The organism is Sphingobacterium hotanense (assembly GCF_008274825.1).
Lineage (GTDB): Bacteria > Bacteroidota > Bacteroidia > Sphingobacteriales > Sphingobacteriaceae > Sphingobacterium > Sphingobacterium hotanense.
This window is the reverse complement of the sequence record NZ_CP030848.1, coordinates 393,134-420,106: the sequence shown is the minus strand read 5'-3', so window position 1 is coordinate 420,106 and position 26,973 is coordinate 393,134. Positions and strand designations below refer to the sequence as shown.

The following is a 26,973-nucleotide window of genomic DNA, read 5'->3' as shown; positions in this document are numbered from 1 at the left end:
CAATTATTATCGAAAGATCAATGGTTATGAAAACTATCTTTCTATTAGCTATAATGTCGTTGAGCGGCGTTTCGATTTATGGACAGAAAGCCATTTATAGCGAAACTGTGCAATGGGAACACCCCAATCCAACCGTCAACAATTACACCCGAATTCATACGGTGGATGCCCAGGTGGACGTCACAGCAGGCTTCCAGGGCACTTATTCTGCAGGGGGCGCTATAATCGGATTAAATTCCAAAGTGCTCAGCGTGAAAATAATTATTGTAGTCGAAAAAACTGGGCAAGCTCTTCCAGCATGGTCCTTGCCCAGCGATATTGTACAAAATGCTGAACAGGAACTACGTTTTAACATTATAAAACTCGATGTAGCAAGTGCCGCAAACCACATCGCTAACGTAATAACCCAGCAAGCGATCACTTATTATTAGATATTTGGCGGCAAACCTAATGTGGACGAGATCTGGAAGTATCGTGAAAAGATGAAAAAAGTATGTGATCACGGGCTTCAGGTTTCCTGAATACCCAGGGCAAAGAGAGCCCAAGAGCAGCACAGCTCGGCAGTCAGCCTGTTAATCAGGCGGCTACGCAAGCAACCATCGCCACAACCTCGACAGGCACACGCAATCAAAGCACCCCAAGTGCTTACATAGGGTATCGACGAGAAGATGGCAGAGTTGGAGGCTCGATATGAATTGGATCGTTAAAAACAGGCACAGAACAAGGTCATGGTAAGCGAGGCATCGCTACCATAAGTCAAGATTCAAGAGATAGTCGGGATAGAAAACGCGCCTATTCCAACAACGATGTTGCCAATGGTTTTCTAAAATGTCCCTTTCTACCTAATCTTAATTCACTTTCATAATAAATGAACTAATCGAAAAAATCAACGCAAGCTACAAAGCGTTGAAAGCCGACGCAGAATTACAGGCAGAAAAAGGAAACAAAGCAGCAGGTACAAGAGTCCGTAACCCGTCTTTGGAATTAGATAAATTATTAAAGGAGTTTAGAAAGGCGTACTTAAAATTCTTCTAAAGTTAAAACAAGATCCCTCTGAAAATTCGGAGGGATTTGCTTTTTTATCATCATAATCCGAAAAGTTCACCATAACGTATCTTTAGAAAGATCGTATTTTTGTGTTATTTTTTCGTATATTAAGATGAATGAAACAAACCAAAATATATTAAAAAGAAGCAAAGAAATCACGGCAAACTATTTCCGTTTTCTGGACGGGCATATTGCCGATGTTGTTTCGGGAAAGGTGGGCGAATTCATGGAGATCAACAAGATTGCTGGTGAATTGTTCCTTTCACATAAACATCTGACCGATACAGTGCAAAAAGAAACAGGAAACCATCCCTGTCATTTTTACGACCTTAAGATTATTGATGAAGCAAAAAGAATGCTTTTGGAAACCGATAAATCTATATCCGAAATTGCAAAAATCTTGACATATGATCCATCCAATTTCTCTAAATTTTTCAAAAAGTTTGTAGGATTAACACCCGGACAATTCCGGCAACAGAACAAAAAATAATTTCCCGAAAAGTTCACCATGAAATAAATAAATAATCTTGCCAGCTTTGTGTATTCAATTGTATAACATTTAAAATCAAATAATATGGCAAGAAATGATGTAAACGGTAAAGTAGTTCTGATTGCCGGCGGTGCAAAAAACCTGGGTGGCTTATTGAGCCGTAACTTTGCAGCGAAAGGAGCAAAAGTAGTGATCCACTACAATAGCGATGCTACAAAAGCAGATGCCGAAAAAACATTGGCAGACATTACACACACTGGCGGAGAAGCATTTTTATTTCAGGCTGATCTAACGGATGTAAAAAACATCACGAGACTTTTTGACGCAGCTATCGAAAAATTTGGTGGTATAGACATTGCTATCAATACGGTAGGCAAAGTGTTGAAAAAACCTTTTACCGATACAACGGAAGAAGAATACGACAGTATGAGCGACATCAACTCCAAAGTGGCGTATTTCTTTATCCAGGAGGCCGGTAAAAAGCTGAATGATAACGGAAAAATCAATACGATTGTCACTTCTCTGCTGGCAGCATTTACAGGTTATTACTCTACCTATGCAGGTGCAAAAGCTCCGGTGGAACATTTCACCCGTGCGGCATCCAAGGAATTCGGTTCCCGTGGTATTTCGGTGACTGCGGTCGCACCGGGGCCAATGGATACACCTTTCTTCTACGGACAGGAAAGCGACGATGCGGTGGCTTATCATAAATCGGCTTCGGATTTGGGCGGTCTTACAGACATCAAAGACATTGCTCCGTTGGTAGAGTTTTTGGTAACTGACGGTTGGTGGGTTACAGGACAGACCATTTTTGCCAACGGTGGTTATACCACACGATAGATAGAAACCTATTGTATATTTTTGAAAGGCAAATAACTTGGTTGTTTGCCTTTTTTCTTAAAACATAATGCCAATGATATTAAAAATATTCAATTCAGTACTGATCCTCTTTTCGGTGTTCATGGGAACAAAACACGGGTGAAATATGCTCAATGTAAAACCAGAAATGCTGGAAATGTTCGGCAAATGGAATTTTGTAAAAATGCCGATATCGTTAATGGGGTTGTAACACTGCTTGCTTCGGTTCTGATATTGTTTCCCAAAACGTTTGTATTGGAAAATTTCCTTATGGCAGCAGGTATATTGCTGATCATCTGTTTACAGCTATTGAATAAATATTTGAAAAGCGTTGCTATTGAAATCCCTTTTTTATTGCTTAATCTGGTCATTATCTATTTACAACATCCATAAAAATCAAATTAATATGGCTTACACTAAACTATCCTTATCCGCATTGCTTATCGCAATCACGTTTAATGCCTGTGGCCAGATAGATATGAAGACAAATAAAAAAACGCACCAAACTCAAATTCAATACAAATGCAAGATGAGAACGTAACCAAGCCTGTAAAAAAATTGATGGGAGCCATGCAGGAAAAACATGCTGAACATATCAGAGCCCAATTTTCTAAAACAGCAACTCAGGCTTATGGGACAGATGGAACAATGAAAACACCAGAAGAAACCCGTAAGTGGTTGGAAAGTGATATAATCAGCCGTCAGGGTAGGGTTGAGAACCCACAATACACTATAATTAACGAAAACCAAGTTGTTGTCAAAGGACAATATTCAAGCCGTGGATATTCCAGCAAAGCAGATTTTTTGTTTACAGTTGAGAACGGACTGATAACCCGTTGGAGAATGCGGTATTAAGGTAAGTTCATTTTATAGTAGATGACCTTATTGCAAAAAGTGATGTTGAACGGGGATAAAGAATGTCATCAATAAACCTCTCAGTCAACGAATTTTTCTTACAACCACCCATAGAAGCTCCCTTTCTCTATTTATAAAAAAATGGCTATAAGTGCATAAACATTTTCAAACCCTGATGCTGTTACAATGACGGTATCGAATTTTTTATACGCCAGCACAGTTAAACAAATGGCTATATCAAGGATTAGGGATCGCCTTAAGCACTTTCATTTTAAAAATAAAAGTATATTTGGTATCAACTATTACCAAACGGAAAACCGTACACAAAATGAAAACAAAACAATTATCTGCATTATCCTCATTATTTGTTGTTCTAATCTTTCTACCGATTGCCAGTCATGCGCAATTTGGAGGTCTATTGGACAAAGCTGCGAAAGCAACGGGTGCCAAGGGAGCAAAGGTGCTTGGACTCGATAAAATGTTTAAAGCACCGGAAGCAATCAGCACGAATTTCGAGGATGTCAACCGTCAAGGCCAAGAGATGCCTGACTTTCAAAATGATGCGACTTATAAAGCATTAACCTCCCTTCCGAAAAAAGCTGACGCTGGCTATGTGTTAGCTGCGGGACATTATGAAATCACCAACAAGAGTTATTGTCTAAAGGCCGGCACCTATGCCCCATCGTCGGGGGATGGCTATATGTATGCACCAACTTTGGGCAAGAAAAAGGAGCTAGTAATCGCTATCTTAAAGAGCGCAGAAAAGCACCCTGAGGTGAAACAAAGCGATATACAGATGCTATTATGGACCATCATCGCTCGCACAAAGTTCAGTGATTATTCCGGCCCGGTAAAGGTGACGGCTTTAAAGTTATTGAGCCCGAAGCAACTATTGCAATTGGAAGGCGGAGCCTTAGGTATCCTACCCTTTGATGTTGTTCAAGAAGCAAAGAATAAATTACCAAAGGAACTGCAGGCGGTATTTGAAGCGGAGAACCAGATTAGAAACCTAGTTTCATCTGGAAACTATTCTTATGCAGAGTTTGAGCATTATGCAATTCTAGCGGGCATGGCTCCGGTAAGAGAAGATACGCCGAGCGGCATTTGGACCTACCACCCAGATGGTTATTACATCCGTTATTTCCCAAGTGGGTACAGCCGTACGAAAACACAAATTTATGTACCGGCGGAGACCATTGAAAGAAATGCGGGAAAAGAATTGATCTATGATGCCACAGACGATATTGCCTGCCCAGCTAATGTTGGATCACAACGTTTAGCACAAACTAATGAAGTTTTCATGGATTAATAGCAAACTTCTTAAAAAGATGCTCTTCCGTTCTGTTTCCAGCGTTTGTTTTAGACGATGGAAACAGGGCGGGCTGTTACGCGCCATCAGTATTGCACCTACAAAATGTCGCTCCACCTACTTTTAAATAATGCAGAAAGGCGCTCGCGTTCCTTGGGGAGGACATGAGCCTCCCTACTTACATCATTGTACATATAAATTTTGCCTTCCAATTTCACATGTTGTTCAACAACATACTTCCCCGGTCATATTCGTCAATTCGGAAGGAAAAGCCTGAGGTACACAACCTACCGGATCTTCTAACGCTTAATATACCCAACTCTTATAGAATAGTCACCTTTTAAGGGTGGAAAATCAAAAATCAGAATTTCTGAGGATTTAAACACACGGTCTATGGGATGAAAAGATTGAATTCATTAAGCCCGTTAACTCATATAAAACATTCTTTTCACATCGGCGTCATCTCTTCATCACTTTGTTGTGCGGAGAATATTTTAAATATTTATTATATATCCACCATAAATTTTCTGGACTGGTGTTACCTACGTTTCCAACACGGTCGCGAAAATGTATGAATTGGTTAATCTACTCGATTGATTAAATTGGCATTACTCCCTAAATTATGTAAGTTTGAGAATCCAAATTATTCTACTAAACTAATATTTTATTCATAATGCGCCCTTTCAAAGAATGTGTTGACATTGCCGAGGATAGACTGATGGATCAGCTACGAGAGGGGAATGTAAGAGCATATCAGATATTGTATAATCGTTATGGCGTATTAATTATGCGACGGCTGAGGGCATTAGTGTTAGACTCACAAGCAGCAGAAGACCTGCACCAGGAGCTTTTTTTACAAATCTGGGAGCACAGAGGACGCTTACCGTTGAACGTATCTTTCAGAGCAGTCCTTTTGCACAGAGCGAAATTGTTGACTTACAAATATTACCAAAGAGCAAGTAAAGACCATCAACTCCGAAACCAACTTCTAGTGCATGCCACAGAGTTGTACGATCAGCTAAACGAGCAACTATCTTTTAAGCAAACAAGCGAAGCTTTAGAGAAGGCTATTTCAAAACTTCCTCCGCAAAGACAACAGATTTTTAGGTTAGTAAAGATGGAGGGTAAGACATATGAGGAGGTAGCGTCGATCTGTGGAATTTCCCTATCTACTGTCAAGGATCATATGACGCGAGCGTTAAAATTCGTAAGGGTAGAAATGGCTCATCATAACCCTTCTGCATTCGTTCTGTTTCTATTAGGCGAAATATTTTCATAAAAAAATCAACAGGAGCCGTACTTTTCCGCGTAATTGATTACTATATACTAAACGAATGTAATCAATTGCCGATATGCACAACATATATCAAAAATTTCTGCAGCGAAAATGTTCTCCTGAAGAAGCGGAACGCTTAATCCATCATTTTAACGAGGAGCGTAACGCACAGCAGATCCAAGAATGGATCGATCGGGAGATAAATGACCCAATATTGGACGAAGAACTACCAATTGACGCAGCGGCTGTAGAGAGGAATTGGAATAAACTCAGTCAGCGGCTGCATGCTCCTTCAAGAATAAAAAGAATTTCAAAGCTATGGCGAGTCACTGCTGCGTGTATCGTAGTTTTTCTAGGCACGTTTGCTCTATATACGACTTACATTCCTCAACAGTTACAAAATAATGCGGTATATCATAGCACTAGTATGATTATACCGGGCGGAAAGAAAGCTACTTTAACCTTAGCTGATGGTGAATCCTTTAGTTTGAGTGATGAGCATTCGGGCATTATCAGTGGTCAAGCGATCACCTATAGTGACGGAACTGAACTGACAACCGCGGTGTCCCAGGAGTTAATACTCAGTACACCGCGAGGTGGGGAATACCAAGTCACGTTATCTGATGGAACGGTTGTGTGGCTTAATGCAGCATCTTCCCTAACCTATCCATCCATATTCAAAGACAAAAAGCGGGTGGTACAAGTAACAGGCGAAGCGTTCTTTGAGGTCGCGCATGATGCAAAGAGGCCCTTCACCATCATAACAGGAAAGCAGGAAATCGAGGTCTTGGGTACAAAATTCAACGTACAAGCCTACAACGATCTCCCTGAGATCCGTACGACCTTGGTGGAAGGTCGTGTCAAAATATCTACTAATCAGTATGAGCGGCTGCTCAAACCAGGACAACAAGCTCGCTTAGACGAGAGAGGGATTGACATTTACGAGGTGAATACTAAGGGCGCAACCGCTTGGCTCGAGGGAAAATTCTCATTTGATAATAAAAGCTTCAAAGAGATCATGCATGAAATAGGTAGATGGTATGATCTTCGAATTAATTACCAAAATAAGGTTCCTGATGTGAAGCTAGTGGGAGACGCGTATAGAGATGTTGATATCGACTTTGTATTAAATATCCTAGAGCTTAGCAAAATCAAATATAAGTTAAACGAAACGGAAAAAGAACTTATCATTTACTAATAACCACACGCGTCAACGAAAAAGAAAAGAACACATACTATTTTTCGCAAAAAGGAAAATAGTTAAGAAAAGTAATACTCACCAATAACCAAATCAATTAATGAACACTAGTAAAAGTACTGTTTGGAATAAAATATTTTGCTTTATTCTATTCTTTCTTTGCGCAGGACAATGGACAAATGCGCAGACAATCACGTTTCGGGGTAAAGATGTGAAGTTCACTAAAGTCATTGAAGAAATCAGGCGCCAAACAGGATATTCTGTCTACAGCACCTCAAATATTTTAGCAGCGACGGAGCCTGTCACCCTGGTAGTAGTCGAAATGAACTTGGAAGACTTTTTGAAAAGATTGGTTGCTAATCAGCCTATTGATTATAAAATCCAATCGAAAAACATTTCTTTTTACATGAAAGAAAAGCCCGCCAGTCGCTCAGCACGACCACAGGCGGTTTCTCCGCAAAGGCAAACGATTGTCGGTCAAGTCACCCATGCTTCTACGGGACAAGCAATAATTGGCGTGAGCGTGACTATTAAGGAACTAGGGATCACCGCGACATCGGCCGATAACGGTGTATTTACATTCCCCAATACATTGGCCAGCGCACCGCTTACATTTCTTTTTCGGTTCATCGGTATGAAACCTATTGAGGCGACATGGGAGCCGGGTAGCGTCTTAAAAGTTTCGATGGAAGACGAGGTAGAAATGATCAAAGAGGCGGTAGTTACAGGTATTTATCAACGAAAGAAAGAAAGCTTTACGGGATCCTCAGCAACCTATACCGCTGAAGAACTCAAGACAGTGGGCAATCAAAACGTATTACAGAGTTTAAAGACTTTAGACCCTTCGTTTCAAATTATGGAAAGCAGCATATTCGGCTCTGATCCCAATCGACTTCCCGACATAGAAATTAATGGCAAAAGTAGTGTGATCGGGCTAACCGAGGAATATGGCACCAACCCCAATCAACCCCTTTTTATCTTGGATGGATTTGAGACAAGCTTATCGGTGATAAGCGATTTTAGTATGGATCGCATTGAAACTATTACGGTCCTTAAAGATGCCGCGGCTACTGCCATTTATGGATCCAAAGCTGCCAATGGTGTCGTTGTCGTTGAGTCGAAGCGTCCCTTACCAGGCGAACTGAAAATCAGGTACAATTTAAATGGTTCAGTAACCTTTCCCGATTTATCGGATTACAACTTGATGAATGCGCAGGAAAAATTAGACTTCGAACGCTTAACCGGCTACTATGGAACGTTTGACAATTCCTCTGCTGGATCTGGGGGTAGGCCAGATCGGGAACTGCTGTACTATGATAAGTTAAAGGATATCAAGCGCGGAGTAGATACCTACTGGCTCAATGAACCCCTCCGCACCGGAATCGTAAATCGACATAACCTGACTGCAGAAGGGGGTGATAAGAACTTTCGCTACTTACTTTCTATTTCGCATGGCAACACCCAAGGGGTCATGCGGGGCTCTAACCGTCAGCTAAGCAATGGTAACGCGAAATTGATCTACCGTAAGGGTTCCCTATCTTTTTCGAATTCACTAAGCATCGATTATACCGTTGCCGAACGTGAGCCCGTATCTTTTTCCCGATTTGCTCAGGCGAATCCTTATCGTAGAAAGTACAATGAACAAGGAGGGGTTGACCCTATATGGGAGAATTTTTTCACTTCCGCGGGCGAACAAAACAATTATAATCCACTATACGATTTCCGGAACAATAACCGCAACAGAGCAGTAAATAATGGTTTCACCAATAACTTCGAATTACTATGGGATATGAGGCCTGGTTTAGTTTTACGCTACCGCCTTGGGTTAAACAAGGACAATTTACACCAAGAAATATTCCGCTCGCCCTTTAATACCGAGTTTTTAAGCGTGGATCCGATGCTGAAAGGAACGTATGAGGAGACCAACGGTAACGCGCTCAATTACGACACGGATTTAAGCTTAACATTGGTAAAGATGCTCCATGAGCGACATCTGCTAAACCTTGTCTCTGGTGTCCGTTTGGATCAAAAATCATCGCTTGCCACCACCTATGCGGCTAGGGGCTTTGTTGATGAAGAGTTTACCAATCCCGCTTTTTCCTTTGGTTATCCGGAATCAGGCAACGCAAATTATTTAGAGAGTAAGCGGCGGAGTGCAAGTTTCTACCTCAGTACTGGCTATACATATGACCAGCGATTTCTCTTCGATGGCACCCTCCGATCGGACGGTTCTTCGGTTTACGGGGCTAGTAGGAAATTCACAACAATCTGGTCAACTGGTATTGGCTGGAACCTTCATAATGAAGACATCCTGCCTTTTAGCAAGTGGGGTTGGCTCAATATATTCAAAATGCGTGCTTCCATAGGTAACCCTGGAAATCAAAATTTCGAAGATTACATATCCACTCGGATTTATCGGTATAATCAGGAAAATCGAAATCCTTTCGGCTCAAGCGTCATCTTGTCGAGTTTTGGCAATCCGAATTTACGCTGGCAAAAAACCTTAAATAAAAATATTGGAATCGAGTTGCAAGCCTTTAACAGACGTTTGAAGTTGGAAGGTGATTACATTCACAAGACGACCGACCCCCTATTGGTTTACGTGGGCATGCCATCATCTACAGGAAGTCAATCCATGGCACAAAATATGGGCACGCAGATTTCGAAAGGCTTCGTTGTGACAAGCAACGCGTTGCTCTTTCAGCGCAATGAATTGAGCTGGAGGGTTAACTTATCAGCAAGCCATCTAACGTCTGTTTATGATCAGCTCGGATCCTCCCTTGATAATCATAATACCAGCAACAAAAGCAGAAATCTGGTGCGATATTATGATGGCGCAAGCCCATCCGATCTATGGGCTGTACCGTCATTAGGAATTGATCCGATCACGGGTAGGGAGGTTTTCTTGAATCGAGAAGGTCAGCAAACTTTTACGCACAACTATGAGGATGAACGTGTCGTCGGCAATTCGGACCCTAAAATCACAGGTGTGATCGGAACTAGCATCTCATATAAGGGTTTTTCCTTATCGGCTAATTTACGATACCGACTTGGCGGACAAATTTTCATGCAGACGCTATACAATAAAGTCGAAAACATTAATACCAATAATCTCTTTTGGAATCACGACAAAAGAGCGTACTACGACCGCTGGCAGAAGCCCGGAGATGTCGCGCAATTTAAGTCAATAGCATCAGCATATGGAGGTCCAACCCCCATCTCCTCTCGGTTCGTACAAGATAACAATCAATTGATAGGGGAATCATTTACCATGGGTTATGAGGTTAACAATAAACCTTGGATGAAAAGAGCAGGACTGTCCTCATTAATGGCGCGTGCATACATGAACGACATATTTTACAGCTCCACTGTAAAAAATGAACGTGGACTAGACTATCCATTTGCCCGCTCTGTATCCTTCTCGCTTAGTTTAGGTTTTTAAAAAATTATATAAAATGAATATCACCAAAATATTTACCGTTATCTCAGTCTTGTTAATGAGTTCCTGCAGCAAGTGGATTGATGTAAAACCAACGGATCGACTTGCAGAAAGCGTTTTATTCCAAACTAAAGAGGGATATCTTAAAGCGCTAAATGGGATCTACATTGAAATGTCTCATCCCAGTTTATATGGTCAATTCTTAACCGCTGGACAGCTGGATGCTATGGCCCAGTACTACATGAGTACTTCAAGTACCCAGCCCTATTACTATTACATGACATACGACTACACACAGTCCATCACAAAGGCTGGGTTTGAGTTGGCTTGGCAGCGGGCTTATGCTACGATCGCTAATATAAATGTCCTCATGGAAAACATTCCCGATTCACCCAACAGCATCCTGCCGGAGCCTTATTACGGATTAGTAAAGGGGGAGGCGCTGGCTCTTCGTGCATATCTTCATCTAGATATGCTGAGACTTTTTGGCCCTATTTACACCACGGAGACCAAAGACGTTCCTACCATTCCTTACTACCGGGATGCGAACCGAGACATTTCGCCTCTCTATACCGCTGAAAAGATCACGGAGTTTCTACTGAACGATCTGAATGAAGCTAAAGAATTGCTGGCAACAACCGATCCCATTCGCACAAGCGGTTCAAAAGATGCTGCACCTAGTGAGGGTAAAGAAGGCAATGCTTTTGCTCTACGTCAATACCGGTTGAACTACTATGCCGTACAAGCACTGCTCGCACGCACCTATTTATGGAAAGGCGACAACCAGCGTGCTTGGGAAGTAGCAACTCAAACTATTGATGCAATAGGACAAGCCGATCAGAATATCTTTCCGTTTGTTACACATGCTGCAGCAACAAATGGTGACAACCCTGATCGTCTATTTGAAACGGAAGTATTCTTTGCAATCTACAGCTTAAACCGCACGCAAATGTATAACAACCTATTTTCTTCTGCCCAAATAATACCAAACCGATTGGCTCCTAACCCTGGCAATACCAACATGTCTAGGGTTGAGGCGATGTATGATGACAAAAACGACTATCGTTATAAGATATGGAACACGGAGACTTTAATTGGTGTGCCTTTAGTTACCAATCAGAAATACAAAGACCACGACAACTATAGCGCGCGGTACATGATCCCGCTCATTCGTTTAAGCGAACTCTATCTGACTGCCGCAGAATGCGCCGGAAGTGTGGAGCAGGCTAGTGCTTTTATCAACGAGTTAAGAGCAAATCGTGGTGCTTTTCAGCTCACCCTATCCGATTATACCGCTTTGCAAAATGCCATAACGAATGAACATCGGCGAGAATTTATTGGAGAAGGGCAACAGTTCTATTATTATAAACGACGAGCCTTCACATCAATTCCAAATCATGCGTCGCTGACGAGCACTAAACTGATGAGTATAAATTCCTACCACGTACCGCTGCCCGACAGTGAGACGGCTTTACGTAATACAGATGAAAGATAAAGACCGCTAAAAATGAAAAAGATAAAAGAAAACATCGTAATGTTGTTATGCGCCGTGATTTTTATAGGACTTTTTTCCTCTTGCGAAAAAGAGCTTATAAACTATAGAGGGATAGAGGGGATTTATTTTGCAGTTCAACATGGCAGCGCCAATGGGACAGAAAACAATTGGCCATATCAACCATTTAGCAAAGTTAGATTTGCTGCCGTACAAGGGCAAGACACGACAATCAGGTTGAAAGTGTTGACCACGGGTCCCATCTATGCCTATGATCGAAATTTTGAAGTGGAAGTAAACCCCGACTCCACCACTGCTGTGATGGGTAAGCATTTCTCAGCAGTAAAACGTCACATGACTATCCCGGCTAATTCTTCCAAAACTTATGTTGAGGTTAAGTTACATCGCACTGCGGACCTTAAACAGGCAAGCAAGCAGATTGGGCTACGCTTGGTTCCGAGCGACCAGTTATCACTCTCCTTTCCCCAATGGGACGCAATACCAGGATATACGCAGTCCACAGATCCAATTATTCAGGAATTTGACGCGGGGTTACATACGATTCTTTTAGATGACCTTCTTCCAAAACCGACAGTATGGTCTGGAAACGTTGGTGCGGATTTAGTCGAAAGTGGAAACTGGGGGGAGTATTCAGAGAAAAAGATGTTACTTATTTGTGAAGTCATGAACCTAAGTTACCAAGATTTTTCGTCAACAACGACGATGCCGCTAATTCGTGTTAACCTCATTACACGAGAGATGTCCCAATATTTACAAGGTCGCTTCGAGGCTGGAGCGCCAGTCTTGGAAGCCGACGGCAGGCTAATGTATATTAGGGGCGTGTCGTGGACTTCCAAAGTAGGTGTTCCATGGCAATAGCATTTAAACAAATAACCAAAAAAAACAAATTCAAACATGAAATATATAAAACTTTTCACTGTATTTCTTATCGTAATGCTGTGGGGTTCTTGTGCGAAGGACCTAGGCAATTATGATTATCAGGAAATTAACGAGGTAACTATAACAGGAATCGATGGGGAATATCGCTCAATTTTTAATCGAGACACTTTAAGAATCAATCCTGCTATTCAATTCTCCAACGAGGAGGACAATAAGCGTTATCAATACCGCTGGATAGTTCGTAAAGCGCTGTCTTTTGAGGATACAATCGGGCGGACGCGATCGCTGGAATACCCCGTCACGGTTCCTCCTGATAACTACAAGTTAATTTTTCAAATAACCGACATGGAATCCGATTTGGTTTGGGAAAAATCGGCGACCTATGTCGTGGGAACACTGTTATCTCGTGGCATACTACTAATGGGTGAAACAGAAGAAGGATTTGCCGAAGTTGACCTCATTAGTATGGCTACCGATACCACGGTTATTCGTGGCCTTCTCACTTCCAGCGGTCTCCCGCGCCTTACTGGTGGAATTGCTGTTCAACATACCGGAGGCCTTATCCCTGCCGAGAGCAAGCTTTGGGTATTCACCAAAGATGGTTCTTATTTTGTTGATCGGTCTTCCTTTGCAGGCAGTACCGCCAATAATTTCGCAAAGCTAACCTATACGAACCTTCCTATTTCTCCTCAAGGCATGCATCCTGTTTTGTTAGCTCCGCAGATAAACAACATAACTGGAACAATCGGCGAGGGGTTTGCTCGCTTGATGGTGACCAGCGATGGAAACATCTACGGAGGAAACTACATGGAAAATGGTGGGGACTACTATGCCAACCCCATAAATCGAGAAGCCGAGAAACCACAGCGACTTTTGGAAGCGGCCCCATTCTTATTATATTCCCTAAAAGGGACAAATTCCATGTTGTGGTATGACAAAACCTCCGAACGTTTCATGCGTATTCCTTCGTTCTATAATAATTTCACATCTCACCCATTGAGGGACCATCCAGATGATCCTTTCCCGTGGAATCAATCTTCATTTGGGCGAACGCTGGTCTACGCAGAGAATACGGGTAATACCGATGGGGGCGCGGTGTTTGGCAATTCGTATGCAATTATGAAAGATCCTATCAACAACTACTTTATTTACAAGCTATATGTTAATGGTGCAGTACCGCTTAAGACGGGATATTTCCCCGTAAAAAAGTTGGCCACAAATTTTGAACGCGCGCAGCAGTATGCTTTTTCATCCTACCGCACTGTGGTGTTTTATGTGGTAGATCACAAACTGTTTGCCTACGATTACAACCCGGGCAATGAGAAGTTATATGAAATTACTTTGCCTACGACAGACCAGGTGACCATGATCAAGTTTGATACGCAAATTAATCCGCTCAGCAACTCACTCTATATTGGCACTTACAATGCTACGCGTAAAGGGACGTTGCAACGTTATACATTAGGATCGAACCCTAATACAGTCGATCTGCATCCGGTCGCACAGGAAAAATGGGAAAATCTATCAAAAATTATAAATTGGTCATGGAGGGCCGTAAACTAAAAAATGAAACTAAAAATTAGAGTTTTTTTATCTGCTATTTTAGCAATAACGATGTTGAGTCTTTCGGCACAAACAGCAGCCGATAAACCTCGAGAGATTAAGCTCGCCGACAGCATTCGTCAGGAGGAAAATCTGGAAAAAAAAATTGCGATCTTTCAATCAACCGAAGCCCAAGAGTTAATAAAGAAAGACCTGCTTAACCAAATATCTTTCGGCTATACTATTGCCGAGCGTTATATTGCCTTAGGAGATAAAGAGCATGCTTTTCCTTGGTTAGAGAAAATGAGGTTTTTCCCACAAATATATAATGCGATGTGGTTATCCTTTTTTGAAAAGTTTAGCAACAAAGAAGAGTACGCCTATATCGACGAGAAGATCTCTCCGGGAATGGACAGTATTTATCATATTCTCACTACCCAATCCAGCATCCCGTCCGAGACCTATGCGTACTACAGTACGCGGCTGAGATACTTCGTGGATAATAAGCTTCTACTGAAAGATTTTAATGGTGCGTTAAAGCATTTAGATCTCGTGTTTAAAAAATTCAAACACTTCAACGATCAAAAAAACTTTTATCAGTACGTCCGTCTTCTGTCGGCGGTAAACCGGCATGAAGAAGCCATTACCGTGTTTGCCACACTGTACACCGATGGCACTGACTTTTCACCAGAGCTCCGAGAGACGAAAGAATGGTTAATAAGAAACGTTCCCAATGGTGAGGCGATTTTTGAATCTCGGGTAAAATCCTTACGGGATCAGCAAAAAGAAAATTTCAGAAACTTGCTGGCGCGCTCGGAAGAATTGTACGGAAATGATTTAACGAAAAGAGTGGCGGAAAGTAAGTATATTCTTCTGAGCTTCTGGGGCACCTGGTGTATTCCTTGCTTGGAAACCCATCCAAAGCTTAAGCAACTTTATGCTCAGTATAAAGATCACGGTCTGGAAATCTTGAGCCTTGCGGCAGAGAATGGCAAAGACACCCTAAAAATGGAGCAAAACTTAAAAGCATCAATAGAGAGTCAAAAACTTAACTGGCTACATAGCATGCTTAAAGGTCAAAACCAAGGTGATCATCCTTATAGAAATTACAATATTAAAGGTTATCCCACAAAAATATTAATAAATTCAGAAGGCGTCATCATCGGTAAATTCACTGGCGCAAGCTATAATAATGACAGCAACCTACAACAGCTCTTGGCGGAAAACATGGGAGATGAAGAGTCGAAAGCTAGAACCATGAAGGTGAAAAAGGCCAACGCGGTGTTTGAGGATTTTAAGCGTGTTACAAACTTACAAGACCAAGAAAACCTATACCGCACTTTCCTCAACGAGCAGGATTTTTACATCGCGGATATCGAGTACATTAAGGATTCCATGTTAGAATATTTGATTTCAGCGTACATTGAGCAGAATAATATTGAAGCTGCGTTAACGTATTATAACAACATAAATGATTATGTTATAAAGAGCGTGTGCGCAATGGCGATCAGTGACCGACTCCAATCAAACACCGGTAAGAGAAAAATTCTGCAGGAAAATCTTGATCGATATCACTTAAATCTACCGCTGGAGCACAGCAATATTTATAATCAATTATTGAGTGCCTACCTTAAACTTGAAGTTTCCGGGAAACCATTGGCAAATACAGAAAAATATTTACAAACCTTATTCATTGTGAATGGATTTTTTATATCCGACGTTCCGACACATGAAGGGGTCGTACCCTGGGAAGAGTCCATGAGCCGCAGATTCGCTAATTCAAATTACGCGAGATCCTATCCTCAAATGATTCCGACTGTTCTTGGCGCATACCTCAGTTCGGACTCCCTGCACAACAAGTTAACATCTCATATTTTAGCCGAGTTTAAACAGCATCCTGATCTGTCCAAACAATTAGATATAAGAAGAAATGCGACAAGTGTGCATGCACAGATGCTACGCAAGTTAATGCTAAAAAAAGATATCAACGGCATCGTGCACCCGAGATCAACAATAGATAAGAAATATGTCCTTTTAGATTTTTGGGGTAGTTGGTGCGCCCCATGCCGTGCCGGTCACCCCCATTTAAAGCAACTATACGAAAAATACAAGGGGAAGGAATTTGAAATAGTAGCCGTCGCTTACGAAGGTCGTGGTGACTTGGATGTCCTTATCGCTAACTGGAACACGGCAGTTTCAGCCGACGGATTGCCATGGATAAACCTCCTTTCCCATGATAGAGAACATTCTGGATTCGATCCGATTAAAGACTTTGGGATTACCGCCTTCCCGACCAAAATCCTAATAGATCCCCAGGGGAAAGTAATTGGAACTTATGGGAGCGATAGTTCTGCGCTGGATGCGGAATTAGAAAAGATCTTTGGAAAGTAAATGTACTATGGCATTACGGAACTGCGCTGAATTATACAATTAGTACAGAATTAGTTCTTAAACAAACGTTTCTTATAGAACGAGTCAAATATTTTTTCAGCATTTTTAAATGCATTTTTTTATTAAGTGTAAATATAGGGGGCTCCATGCCCCTTATATTTTTTAGGGGGGGGGAGGGCGACAAAGGATCCATTGAGTAAAATATCGTTGTCGTTTAAGTTATTTCTTGCCCTAAGCTTATTTTAGATTTCTTCTGGCTAGCATAGAACAAAGACAATGTTTCATAGCAGAAAGGCCGCATGACGGCTTTCGCTGTTGATATTAGCTCGATTTGTTGAAATCTTGGGATATATTATCTTTAAAGCGTCCTGGGATTCGTGTCCATCGGTTGCACAACGGGGATAAACTTTTCAACGGTTTTACACATCTGTTTTAATCTTCATATAAGCGGTTCTGATCTGATCTTCTGCTCTTAACGCTTTGTCATAAATTCATTGGATCCTTTGCCGCTCTGGCATCCTGGTCTACTCTTGTTTATAGTGATAGGGGAAAAGAGATTCGTTTTCAATAGATGACTAAAACATAATTGCGTTATCAAATTGCGCTGTTCCTGGGCTGGCATTCGCCTCTACCTTTGCCAGAGTTAAGCCAACTCTACGCAGGTAAGGGTGGAATTATGACTTTATAACGCTGATATACTTCCCGAGTGTTTTCGTACGATTGGGAAATCCGGTTTATTTTGCAACCTGAATGAACTCATTTGGAATTGAACGAAGCCCATGTTCGTCACTACGATATTTTGTTAGCGTTGCCAACTGTGGAGCCGTATTTTGACACTTGCCTGCGGGAGGTATTGCCAATGCTGAGCAGAATAAAGAAAGTATCCAGTGGGCACTTTTCCCTGCTAACTATCGACCATTCCCTATACATGGAGCAAAGTCCAAATTCTTACTTATCTATTGACTTTCAATTTTTATTGATCAATTCCTGAATCAGTAGGTAAACACTCATTAAAATTAACATTCAGCAAAAGTCTACCCTCTATCGCGCTTTTCTCTAGACTAAGTTAGTATTCCTAGTTGTCCAAAATGAGCCCATCCCATATGTTGACTCTCAATTCGGCAGTTCGCTTACGTTATAAAGATTTGATGGAATTGTATCAACATGTTTCGCTGAGGTTCTAGAAGGTCAACCACTAAATTGGACAGGTATCGATTCTGCTAACCTTGTTATCTCTCCTAGGCAATTAAAGAACTTCATGGTTTTAGACAGCAGTTGTCATCTTGACAAGAATTTAATTTCGACGCATTAGTCACCAGCGTATAAATACGCATTTGTAGATCAAGATAAGCCTTTTCCTCCCAGCATAGTCCAACCATAAACAATCGGACAATGAAAAAATTAAGAAAACAACGTTACTCCTTCGATATAGCAAAGTTCATAGAAAGACATGCTCTGTTTATAAAGAGAACGCAGTCGCTAGGCCATGCAATGAAGTATATTGATAATACCCTCAAGGATTACCCTAGGTTAAAAAGTCAAGTAAAGATTGCCATCGAAAGTTTTTCAGAACGTCGGTGATAAATAGTTTTAAGCTCCATACCATCAGTTAGTGGTTTAAGGCCTAGATTTCTCCTAATGCCCTAACAATCTATTGGTCTTGGCATCGTTGGCAGTCAGTTCATAAATTGCGCATTTTGACGCTTTCAGCGAACAGACAACTAATAGATTCCTCTACCTGCCATTTTCTTGGCGAAAGCATGTAAACGCGAACCTCATGCATAAGGTGATAGTAAAGGATGACTGTTAAATCTTATGGAACTCAAACTACGAGAGCCATTTGGACGACAAACAGTACTACTGACCCAAAACTTCATTTACTATGTCGTATGAACACGATTACGCTATATCGTGTTGCAAATGATTGTTGACTTTTTTTATTAAGTGCAGCGTTAGTTCGAATCATTCTATTGAAGTAGAAGCATTATGGTCCAACAGCAACAAAAGATTTTTCCCTTTACGGCCGAAGATCATCGAAGAAAGAGCTCCTAACCACGTAAACGACAGAATTCAGAAATTATAAGCTCGAGTTAAGGTGATAACCCTACCGCAAAGACCATTAACAGGCCTATTCCTTGTCTAATAAATTCAAGCGTATCGTTGGAGAACAACAAGCGGAAAAGAACGAGCATATTACGGTCGCTTGTTATCAGATAGCATTCAGAACAACCGCAACACGCGTTTGGAAAAAGTTTACACGTGAATTACCTGCGAATATTCCGTGTTGGCTAGCTCCCGAGAAAATCCCCCAGAAGAATCGCGGGCAAGCCGAATCATAAACCTCCGCCGCGTTTCCTAAGTAAAAATCACGGTAAACCAGTAGAAAAAAATCACGGATTTCCATGATTGCCACACCTCTTTCTTTTGTCGATCTTTGCGATTCAACGGAAAAAAGTGGGGACCGCCCCGGTTGGGTCCGCTCAAAAAAACGTCGGGAGAACATTTGATTTCAAATTCAACCATTGCAAAAATGATCCTTATGATAAAGCGACTTCTATTGATGACAGCCTTAGCAGCAACGATGCAGGCCTGTCATCCATCCGGTTCAAAGAACCAAACTGCGACAGCAGAGCAGCAGATCCAGGAACACTGCGGTCTGGCAGCAGCCCCGTCCGAGACGAAAAACAACACTCGACATGGCTCACATTGCTACGTCTAGCGCCGACATTGGCATTTTTCCTTTTATCAATTTACCTAAGGGCCTCAAGGAAATGAATAAACCCCTTCTTAGTGAATACGAGGTTTGTTTCTTCCCCTTGGCAGGCGTAATGACGCCGGTAGAAGGACGCCTTTACAAAACCTACATCTCCGCTGAGCGCGGCCAAAATTTTTCACAGCATTATTTCGAAAAGAGTATGGCGGAGTATTTAAGCGCTATCGGCGCAATAAAAGTTTTCGACGGCGAGATCAGCAAGACAGAGTATGAGCGGTTTCACAGACAAGACCCTAACAAAGGATCGGAAGGCGACATCGGATACGCAGGACAAAATATCAAATTCTGGATATTGCGCAGTCCAGCTCAAGGAAACATCTACATCCAATACCACGCAGACAACGCCTCAGCAGCACTCAACGTCATGCAGGTGCTGGATTTCGAACAAACAATCCGCAAAGTGACCGCAGCACAAATCTCCGAAGAGTTAAATGATGCCGGTAAGGCTATTGTGTACATCAATTTTAAGCCTGATGAGTCCGAGATTACAGCTGATGGGCAACTCATTGTACAACCAATCGTCGAGGCGCTCAAACAACAAGACTCGCTCCATATTGCCATCGAGGGCCATACGGATCGCACGGGCGATCCCGAACACAACAAAAGGTTATCGGATGAACGGGCTCGCGCGGTGATGTCTGCCCTCAGCGCGCACGGCATTAATCAATCTCGCCTATCGGCGCGTGGTTTCGGGTCTGACTCCCTTCTTGTCAGGGGCACATCAGTGTCAGATCACGAGAAAAATAGACGAGTAGAATTACGTCGAATCAATTAATCATCATTATCAAAATACAACTATGAAAAACATCCTTCAATACCTTTTAGCGCTCTTCCTCATGGTCTGCAGTGCTTGCAGTAAATCAGATGATACCGGCAACCCAACAATTCCGGGAGGGGGGGCATCAAGTAGTTCATATTGGCCGCTCGCCGTTGGTAACACTTGGAACCTAGTGAACTTGAATGACCCTGAAGATAAATCGGTATACTTGCTCCATAAAACGGTCGAACACTCCGGAAAGACCTACTTCCAAATTAAACCCGTTGGAACCAATGCAAAAGTAGAATTGACCAATGGTATTCGCGAAGAAGACGGCATCTTTTACGAGCTCCATGGCGCTACTTCAGCTATGGGCGTGAACACTTCAGCTGGCGTTATTACTTCAATCAATACCAAATTGCCGGTGGGTGCCACCTGGAAAGAGGATCTGACAATCACTGTTTCAGGCATGGCCTCCGGCACCATTAAGCACAGTAATGAGGGTAAAATATTAGCCAAATCATCATCTGAATCCATTCAGGGAAAGACCTATAAAGATGTGATCAAAGTAGAAACGAAGAAAACCGTTCGCAACAGTATTTCGGGTCAAAGTTTAACCTTGGTGTACGAAACATGGTTATGCAAAAGCGTGGGCATCATTTACGAAAAAACCACCTATAACGGCACCCATGCTGATCAATACCAACTCGTTAACTATGTACTTAAATAAGTATTATTAGAGGAATTAGAGGTTAGAGACAGGCCTGTTCCTTAGATAAGAGGAGCAGGCTTTTTTTGATATTTCCCCAAAAAGAGCTAACATAACTACCTCGGTTGGATGCAAAAACGCGCTTGATTACTTTGGGAAATCCCGCCAAAGGTGACGATAATAAAACGTGCCAGTCCCGAAGAACTTCTAGTCGGCTCCGGCGCCCAGAAATTGCGCACCTAGTTTTCAAAGCACAATAATTAAGCCCGCAGGCCGACTTGCGTATGCGCTCAGTCGGCATCAGATTTCCATCAGGGGCGAGATACAAGTTCCCACGCCTTTTATTAAGTACACGCTGCAAAATTCAGTTTACGCTTCAGCTGGCGATTACCACATCCGCTATTCAGGTGTCTTCAAATCCTCACTAAGGACAACCAAGGAAGCATTTGGAAGAAAACCTCCATGCTAGTTTTTTATTGTCCTATTAGCCGCACAAGGGCAAAGCATCGTGAATACACTTTCAATACAACTCTTGGTGTACCTCAGACCAAATTTCGCAGCCTTCTAGCATATCGATCCAAGCGAAATAGAAGTAACGCCGGCTATAGCCACTTCTGATCTTGAAGAATCGAAAGGCACCCTATGGGAATACCTATCGTGATTTAAGTCCCGCTTGTTGATCTTTTGTAAATACGCCTCCGAGTAGAGGCAAAAATTTCTTTTCATGCCCACAAGAAGCCTTCGTCTTGAAACTCCAATTAAAGTACGGTACCATCCCCAACAACAGATCATCGCTGGTGCATTTGACGCTAGAATGTAGTTCAACATTGACAAGCTCAAACATAACTTTTCATTAATTAGATAATTTCTAATGAAATAGTTCACGTTCTGAGAAATTATAATTCTTATAACGCTTTTTATGTAGAGATTTCTTTACACATTAATAATTATCTTCTTACACCCGTGAAAATCCACGTGATGACATAAATTTTATTAAATCGAAATAGCCCGTATTTTTGTGCTTCAATCCACTCCATTGGATGGATGATACGCTGCTTTTGGTCATTCATTCAATATTGAAATCCAAATGGAGACGCACACTAAAAACTATAATAAAATGAAACGTAACATTAAAAACTATGTACCGCCTACCATATGTTGCAGAACGGTGATCATGGAAGATGGTATTGCAGCAGGATCCGCTACGCTAAAGCCAGGTAAATCGACCTCTCCCTATGTTCCAGAGGTTGAAGATTGGACGGATGGCGGGAATCAAAGCAACGATTTCGATGTCCTTTAAACGGGGCCAGCAAATTAACTCAACAAACAACAATTAATACAACCAACATGAAATTAGCATCAGGAAACGTGCATTCTTATGCAATAAAACTTTTGTCGACAGCCTTCGTTTTTTTTCTGATTACCAGCTGTGACAAGTCAAACGTTGAGCAGGAAACAGCGCAAGATGGCACCACCTTAAAAATTTACGTCGGTGGCATTGAAGATGAATCGATGGTGACGCAGATGAGCAGCAATGCGCGTAATCAACTCACAGCAAAAGCCACTTCAGCTAGGCAGGAGACTATGATGACATCGGGTGTTGTCGACGCCCTAGTTAGCGTAGAGGAAAACGTGGCAAACGCTGGTCTAGAAAAACTCAGATTAAGTTCTACAGATATTCAACGTGGTGGAGCCGGGACAAAAGCTGCGAATTCGCCGATGGGAAGTGAGGTCAAATACCGCATCTTAATCTATGATCAAAACAACAACCTGATTTACAACAAAGTTGGTAACACGGGAGCGGATCCACTGATCGATGTATACAAGGGCTGGACATACAAATGGTATGCCTTTTCAATTAACGAAACAGCTGGAGTCCCAGATGTGGGGCCCTACGGGAAGGTTGCCAAAGCCAGTTTAACAAACAAAGATGTACTATACGCCTCCGGGACGATAACGACGGCAGCAGGAGCCAATTTCTTAAACATTGTTTTTAAACGCAAAACCGCTAATATCCAAGCGAAAATTAATGTGCGTGGAATGTTTGGCACCATCATCGATGGAACAGCAGTATCGCTGGCGGATGGATCCTCGACCGGGAATGCACTGATGACTATGGGGGACTTCGATCCGTTGACGGGTAATTTCTCAAACATCACCGCAGTTACTGCCTCTGTTTCGGGAGCAAATATGAAAATTGACAATAGCACGGAAGGTACCGCAGTTAAAATTGCGAATTTTTACACGCTTAATACCGCAACTATCGCTGCTAATTCGATGAAAGTGCGATTAAGCCCTTTAAAAATACGATTAGACGATAATCGTGAAAGAAGTTTTACCTCACTCTCTTACACCGTATCAAAAGCCGTCACACCGGCCATTGGTGCCAGACATGCAGCAACATTACGACTAATTGAATCCCCTATTTTGGTAAAGGGTATTTACTGGGCTAGAACCAATTTGATTTACAACGCGAGCAAATTAGACAAATACCGCTTAAAATCTATGCCGGGGGGAACGAACGTCGATACGAAAGATCAGGACTTTTGGAACTGGATGTCTGAAACGCCGACAAGTCCTTCCTCCAATGTCGATGCCTGTGCACGTTTATATCCCGAAGGTACTTGGAAGATGCCGGACTTAGCCACTTGGCAGTCGATTGGACAACCCGATGGAAAAGAAGAGCGCATGGGGTTATTTGTTGGTGCCGATTACGGCTTTTACTGGAATAAAACAGCGAGCTACCCGTCCAATACCGCCTATGATGATAACCGCCTTTACATCTCTTTTGGTGGATATAGAACTACCTCTGGTAGCATCTCAAATAGTCCTGCAGGAGTGCTCTTAGGTGCCCTAGCCTCGGGGCAATGCCACTATTGGACATCCACAGCACCGAATTCAACCCAAGGCAGTTCAGTACACTCTTCGATGTCGAAGATTGCCTGGATCTTTTCTTGGGGTAGTGTAACATACCCTAACGCCAATAAAAACGAAGGAAGAAACGTACGCTGTATACGAGCCAAAAACAACCCTACGTCTTAGCCAGCGCTTACATTTGTCATAAAACAACACTTTAACAACAAAAGTCTATCCACTGCGATAGACTTTTGTTCTTTCGGTCATTTTGCCTCCTACTGTACCCATAACACAGGGGGCAAGACATTACAAATCAATGGTATCTTATCGTTCCCGGCTTTAAGCGATCAGATGGCTTGCTTTACCCCATAAATCTTGCTTCTTGCCTTTAATGTCAGCATTAGCTTACACCAATTCGTTTACACCATAATCACTGCAACACATCGCTGTACGGCTATTTCATGTGATGTATCAGCTTGAGAAATTGCGAACAGAATTTACTTCTCACGATTGGCGGTTTTTGGTATTATGGCGTTCCAGAGAAGGGCACTACTTTTTTAGCGCCAATCATGCGCTCTGATCAATATATTGCTGCATGTCAGAAGTAAAACGTACTGGGACATTGAGAGTTTCTCTTGAATTGAATGTAATTATTCGATATTTTTTCAGGGAAAAGAATGACTTTATCCTCAATTGAGATTCCTTAATTCACGTTTACCACGTGGTGAAAAGAAAGTTGCATCTGAAAGGTTCCTTTATTCGAGCCCACATGCTGCAACATACTTCCCAGCTGAATTCCTAAATTATCCTTCACTTTATAACCTACTCCGGCGTAAATACGATTCCTATCAAACGTTTTTTGAGTTGAGGGCTGCAAGACGTTGATAAATGCCTCCTCGTATAAAGCAAGATAAGTACCGCCTGCGTTGAAATTCTTCTCGCTGAGCGGGATGTCCGCAAATAGACAATAACGGGCTCGCCCATAAACATCTCGATCTTCTATAAAACGTTCTTCTAAGCGCAGGCGATGGCGGATTCGAGTGGATTTCAAAACATGCGTTAGGACAAAATCTTGAAAGATGCGATGTTCGTTGAAAGGGGCATTCGGATCACCTTTCAATTCTGAATAAATAAAGCCATAACCAAATATTGCGGTTAGAAAGGGTTTAATTTGGTATCGTCCTCCTACCCTGATTAAAGTTTGATTATGATCTCCACCGAATTGAAAATCTCGAAGTTGTGCCTCATGATAAATTCCAAATCGGCTATTGTCGAACTTTGTTTGACCGTAATATAAGAGGGCGGATTCTAACTGTTGCGCATAAGAAAAGCCTATGCCGGTGATAGCAAGTACTAAAAAAAGGAAGGTAGATTTCATTTCAGCAAGATAAATAATACCATTAAAAGCTGAAATATTACGGTAAGTAAAAATCTTGATAGACTTCTTGAAAAAATTAAACAAAGGCAAAATAAAAATCCCCCCATTGCGCTCCCGTTTGACGGTTGCGCAATGGGGGATTGCTAGCTTTAAGCTTTCCGAAAACTTCTCTGCCCTATTTCAGTTTCTGGTGAAAGATCTCTTCTGCTTGAGCATCATCAAATGCTTTTATTTGCTTCAATAGCCTTTTCTTCATTTTCTTAAAAGTGCTTTGATAGGAAGGATCTGATACCAGATTCTTTAGCTCCTTCGGATCTTTTTCTAAATCGAAAAGTTCCCATGCCTCTACACGCTTATAGAATCGAATCAGTTTATACCGTCCTGATTTCACACCGAAGTGCGGCGACACCGCATGTTCTCCATTTTCAAAATAATGGTAGAAGACATCCTCACGATGTTGTTTATCCGACCTTGGGAGCACCCCAGCGAATGATTTCCCCTGCATATCTGCAGGTTTGGCAACACCCGCTAGTTCTAAAAGGGTCGGTGCAATATCGGCATTCACTACGTTAGCTTCAATCTTTGAAGTTGCGGGAATAAGCCCCGGCATACGCATAATCATTGGCGTTTTGAAAGACTCTTCATACATGAAACGCTTATCGAACCATCCATGTTCACCCATATAAAATCCTTGATCGGAAAGATAGATGACGACCGTATTCTCTTCTAATTTGTTCGTCTTCAGATAATCTAAAACACGACCAATATTGCGATCCATAGACTGCGCTGTGTTCAGATAATCGATCATATAGCGTTTATATTTCCACTCTGCGAGCTCCTTACCCTGCAAATTACGGTTTTTGTAATCCTCAAAGATAGGACGATAATACTTGATGTAGGCCTCTCGCTGTGCAGCATTCATCCTTTTGAAATTACCATCAGCCATCATCTCCTCCACCGAGTTGAACATCTTGAGGTCGTATCCCATGCGCATATCCTTGTCAATCGACATTTCCTGAACAGCCGCAGCTTTTCGGCTCTCATAGTTATCATAGAAGGTTGAAGGAATCGGGATATTTTGATTGTCATAAGTCCCGAAATCTTTCGGATCCGGCATCCAGGTTCTATGTGTCGCTTTATGGCCAATGATCAAACAGAACGGATTTTGTTGATCGATCGTGTCTAACCAATTCAACGCTTTATCAGTTACTAGATCAGACACATAGCCTACCTCCCGTTTTTTACCCTGTTTTGAAACAAAGTCAGGATTGAAATAATGTCCTTGACCGATAAGTACATCATAATAATCAAAACCTTGAAGCTCCTCACCTAGATGGATCTTCCCAATCCAGGAAGTATGATAGCCAACCTGTTGCAGTTCCTTCACAAAAAGGTTTTGTGAGAAATCAAATACCGAGGTTTCATTATCCTTAAAACCATTTTTATGGCTGTATTTTCCGGTCAATAATGTGGCCCTAGAAGGACCACATATCGAATTATTGACATATGCGTTCGTAAATACCGCACCATCTTTCGCTAGCCTGTCGATTTGAGGCGTTTTCGCGTGCTGTGAACCGTAGGCTCCGATGGTTTGATAGGAATGGTCATCAGAAATGATAATGACTATATTGGGCTTCTTTTGCTGTCCTAAAGCAGCTATTGCACAAGCCATACACATGATAAAGAACACTATCCTCATATCG

At 42.0% G+C, this 26,973-nt stretch carries 21 protein-coding genes; 18 read left to right on the top strand and 3 right to left on the bottom strand.

Features of this window, described 5'->3' with window-relative positions:
• Positions 1-26 precede the first annotated feature (26 nt).
• The 14 genes from DSM08_RS01695 to DSM08_RS01630 all read left to right on the top strand — a co-directional run bounded on the left by DSM08_RS01695 (position 27) and on the right by DSM08_RS01630 (position 16,797).
• On the top strand, positions 27-431 hold the full coding sequence (locus DSM08_RS01695; RefSeq protein WP_187773951.1) for a hypothetical protein: 405 nt from the start codon (positions 27-29) through the stop codon (positions 429-431).
• A 430-nt stretch (positions 432-861) separates the two neighbouring features.
• A complete protein-coding gene (locus tag DSM08_RS01690) occupies positions 862-1,035 on the top strand; it encodes a histone H1 (protein ID WP_317131805.1) in 174 nt (57 codons plus the stop codon).
• A 124-nt stretch (positions 1,036-1,159) separates the two neighbouring features.
• The gene (locus DSM08_RS01685; RefSeq protein ID WP_149524523.1) at positions 1,160-1,537 is read left to right on the top strand and encodes a helix-turn-helix domain-containing protein; all 378 of its coding nucleotides are present in this window, start codon (positions 1,160-1,162) and stop codon (positions 1,535-1,537) included.
• 84 nt (positions 1,538-1,621) lie between these two features.
• Positions 1,622-2,377, top strand: a complete 756-nt coding sequence (locus DSM08_RS01680; RefSeq protein ID WP_149524522.1) for an SDR family oxidoreductase — start codon at positions 1,622-1,624, stop codon at positions 2,375-2,377.
• Positions 2,378-2,422: 45 nt separating this feature from the next.
• Complete coding sequence (locus tag DSM08_RS01675; RefSeq protein WP_223110853.1) at positions 2,423-2,788, top strand: hypothetical protein; 366 nt, start codon at positions 2,423-2,425, stop codon at positions 2,786-2,788.
• Positions 2,789-2,917: 129 nt separating this feature from the next.
• The gene (locus DSM08_RS01670; RefSeq protein WP_149524521.1) at positions 2,918-3,250 is read left to right on the top strand and encodes a nuclear transport factor 2-like protein; all 333 of its coding nucleotides are present in this window, start codon (positions 2,918-2,920) and stop codon (positions 3,248-3,250) included.
• Positions 3,251-3,578: 328 nt separating this feature from the next.
• Entirely contained in the window at positions 3,579-4,559 is a 981-nt protein-coding gene (locus DSM08_RS01665; RefSeq protein WP_149524520.1) for a hypothetical protein, read from the top strand.
• A 673-nt stretch (positions 4,560-5,232) separates the two neighbouring features.
• The gene (locus DSM08_RS01660; protein WP_149524519.1) at positions 5,233-5,838 is read left to right on the top strand and encodes an RNA polymerase sigma factor; all 606 of its coding nucleotides are present in this window, start codon (positions 5,233-5,235) and stop codon (positions 5,836-5,838) included.
• Between the two features lie 73 nt (positions 5,839-5,911).
• On the top strand, positions 5,912-7,033 hold the full coding sequence (locus DSM08_RS01655) for a FecR family protein (RefSeq protein ID WP_149524518.1): 1,122 nt from the start codon (positions 5,912-5,914) through the stop codon (positions 7,031-7,033).
• A gap of 100 nt (positions 7,034-7,133) precedes the next feature.
• Positions 7,134-10,475, top strand: coding sequence for a SusC/RagA family TonB-linked outer membrane protein (locus DSM08_RS01650; protein WP_149524517.1), 3,342 nt, complete (start codon positions 7,134-7,136; stop codon positions 10,473-10,475).
• A 55-nt stretch (positions 10,476-10,530) separates the two neighbouring features.
• The gene (locus tag DSM08_RS01645; protein ID WP_187773950.1) at positions 10,531-11,967 is read left to right on the top strand and encodes a RagB/SusD family nutrient uptake outer membrane protein; all 1,437 of its coding nucleotides are present in this window, start codon (positions 10,531-10,533) and stop codon (positions 11,965-11,967) included.
• 54 nt (positions 11,968-12,021) lie between these two features.
• On the top strand, positions 12,022-12,843 hold the full coding sequence (locus tag DSM08_RS01640; protein ID WP_187773949.1) for a DUF4843 domain-containing protein: 822 nt from the start codon (positions 12,022-12,024) through the stop codon (positions 12,841-12,843).
• A gap of 36 nt (positions 12,844-12,879) precedes the next feature.
• Positions 12,880-14,427, top strand: a complete 1,548-nt coding sequence (locus DSM08_RS01635) for a PKD-like family lipoprotein (protein ID WP_149524514.1) — start codon at positions 12,880-12,882, stop codon at positions 14,425-14,427.
• A 3-nt stretch (positions 14,428-14,430) separates the two neighbouring features.
• Positions 14,431-16,797, top strand: a complete 2,367-nt coding sequence (locus DSM08_RS01630) for a TlpA family protein disulfide reductase (protein WP_149524513.1) — start codon at positions 14,431-14,433, stop codon at positions 16,795-16,797.
• 2,209 nt (positions 16,798-19,006) lie between these two features.
• Here DSM08_RS01630 and DSM08_RS01625 read toward each other — a convergent pair.
• The gene (locus DSM08_RS01625; RefSeq protein WP_223110852.1) at positions 19,007-19,210 is read right to left on the bottom strand and encodes a hypothetical protein; all 204 of its coding nucleotides are present in this window, start codon (positions 19,208-19,210) and stop codon (positions 19,007-19,009) included.
• 283 nt (positions 19,211-19,493) lie between these two features.
• On the opposite strand from DSM08_RS01625, the gene DSM08_RS01620 reads away from it, so the two are divergent.
• The 4 genes from DSM08_RS01620 (at position 19,494) to DSM08_RS01605 (ending at position 24,078) form a co-directional block, all read left to right on the top strand.
• Positions 19,494-20,345, top strand: a complete 852-nt coding sequence (locus DSM08_RS01620; protein ID WP_149524511.1) for an OmpA family protein — start codon at positions 19,494-19,496, stop codon at positions 20,343-20,345.
• A gap of 22 nt (positions 20,346-20,367) precedes the next feature.
• A complete protein-coding gene (locus tag DSM08_RS01615; RefSeq protein WP_149524510.1) occupies positions 20,368-21,057 on the top strand; it encodes a hypothetical protein in 690 nt (229 codons plus the stop codon).
• A gap of 1,096 nt (positions 21,058-22,153) precedes the next feature.
• Positions 22,154-22,336, top strand: a complete 183-nt coding sequence (locus DSM08_RS01610) for a hypothetical protein (RefSeq protein ID WP_149524509.1) — start codon at positions 22,154-22,156, stop codon at positions 22,334-22,336.
• A gap of 47 nt (positions 22,337-22,383) precedes the next feature.
• Positions 22,384-24,078 (top strand): glycoside hydrolase family protein, encoded by a 1,695-nt coding sequence (locus tag DSM08_RS01605; protein ID WP_149524508.1) that lies wholly within the window; start codon positions 22,384-22,386, stop codon positions 24,076-24,078.
• A gap of 517 nt (positions 24,079-24,595) precedes the next feature.
• On the opposite strand, the gene DSM08_RS01600 is transcribed toward DSM08_RS01605, so the two are convergent.
• Together DSM08_RS01600 and DSM08_RS01595 are read right to left on the bottom strand one after the other, a co-directional pair.
• Positions 24,596-25,270, bottom strand: coding sequence for a DUF2490 domain-containing protein (locus DSM08_RS01600; protein WP_149524507.1), 675 nt, complete (start codon positions 25,268-25,270; stop codon positions 24,596-24,598).
• Positions 25,271-25,445: 175 nt separating this feature from the next.
• Complete coding sequence (locus DSM08_RS01595) at positions 25,446-26,969, bottom strand: sulfatase family protein (RefSeq protein WP_149524506.1); 1,524 nt, start codon at positions 26,967-26,969, stop codon at positions 25,446-25,448.
• Positions 26,970-26,973 lie beyond the last annotated feature (4 nt).

Coding starts and splice junctions, on each gene's coding strand:
- DSM08_RS01695 (WP_187773951.1), top strand. CDS start 27: ATGAAAACTATCTTTCTATTAGCTATAATGTCGTTGAGCGGCGTTTCG.
- DSM08_RS01685 (WP_149524523.1), top strand. CDS start 1,160: ATGAATGAAACAAACCAAAATATATTAAAAAGAAGCAAAGAAATCACG.
- DSM08_RS01680 (WP_149524522.1), top strand. CDS start 1,622: ATGGCAAGAAATGATGTAAACGGTAAAGTAGTTCTGATTGCCGGCGGT.
- DSM08_RS01670 (WP_149524521.1), top strand. CDS start 2,918: ATGCAAGATGAGAACGTAACCAAGCCTGTAAAAAAATTGATGGGAGCC.
- DSM08_RS01665 (WP_149524520.1), top strand. CDS start 3,579: ATGAAAACAAAACAATTATCTGCATTATCCTCATTATTTGTTGTTCTA.
- DSM08_RS01660 (WP_149524519.1), top strand. CDS start 5,233: ATGCGCCCTTTCAAAGAATGTGTTGACATTGCCGAGGATAGACTGATG.
- DSM08_RS01655 (WP_149524518.1), top strand. CDS start 5,912: ATGCACAACATATATCAAAAATTTCTGCAGCGAAAATGTTCTCCTGAA.
- DSM08_RS01650 (WP_149524517.1), top strand. CDS start 7,134: ATGAACACTAGTAAAAGTACTGTTTGGAATAAAATATTTTGCTTTATT.
- DSM08_RS01645 (WP_187773950.1), top strand. CDS start 10,531: ATGAGTTCCTGCAGCAAGTGGATTGATGTAAAACCAACGGATCGACTT.
- DSM08_RS01635 (WP_149524514.1), top strand. CDS start 12,880: ATGAAATATATAAAACTTTTCACTGTATTTCTTATCGTAATGCTGTGG.
- DSM08_RS01630 (WP_149524513.1), top strand. CDS start 14,431: ATGAAACTAAAAATTAGAGTTTTTTTATCTGCTATTTTAGCAATAACG.
- DSM08_RS01620 (WP_149524511.1), top strand. CDS start 19,494: ATGGCTCACATTGCTACGTCTAGCGCCGACATTGGCATTTTTCCTTTT.
- DSM08_RS01615 (WP_149524510.1), top strand. CDS start 20,368: ATGAAAAACATCCTTCAATACCTTTTAGCGCTCTTCCTCATGGTCTGC.
- DSM08_RS01610 (WP_149524509.1), top strand. CDS start 22,154: ATGAAACGTAACATTAAAAACTATGTACCGCCTACCATATGTTGCAGA.
- DSM08_RS01605 (WP_149524508.1), top strand. CDS start 22,384: ATGAAATTAGCATCAGGAAACGTGCATTCTTATGCAATAAAACTTTTG.
- DSM08_RS01600 (WP_149524507.1), bottom strand. CDS start 25,270: ATGAAATCTACCTTCCTTTTTTTAGTACTTGCTATCACCGGCATAGGC.
- DSM08_RS01595 (WP_149524506.1), bottom strand. CDS start 26,969: ATGAGGATAGTGTTCTTTATCATGTGTATGGCTTGTGCAATAGCTGCT.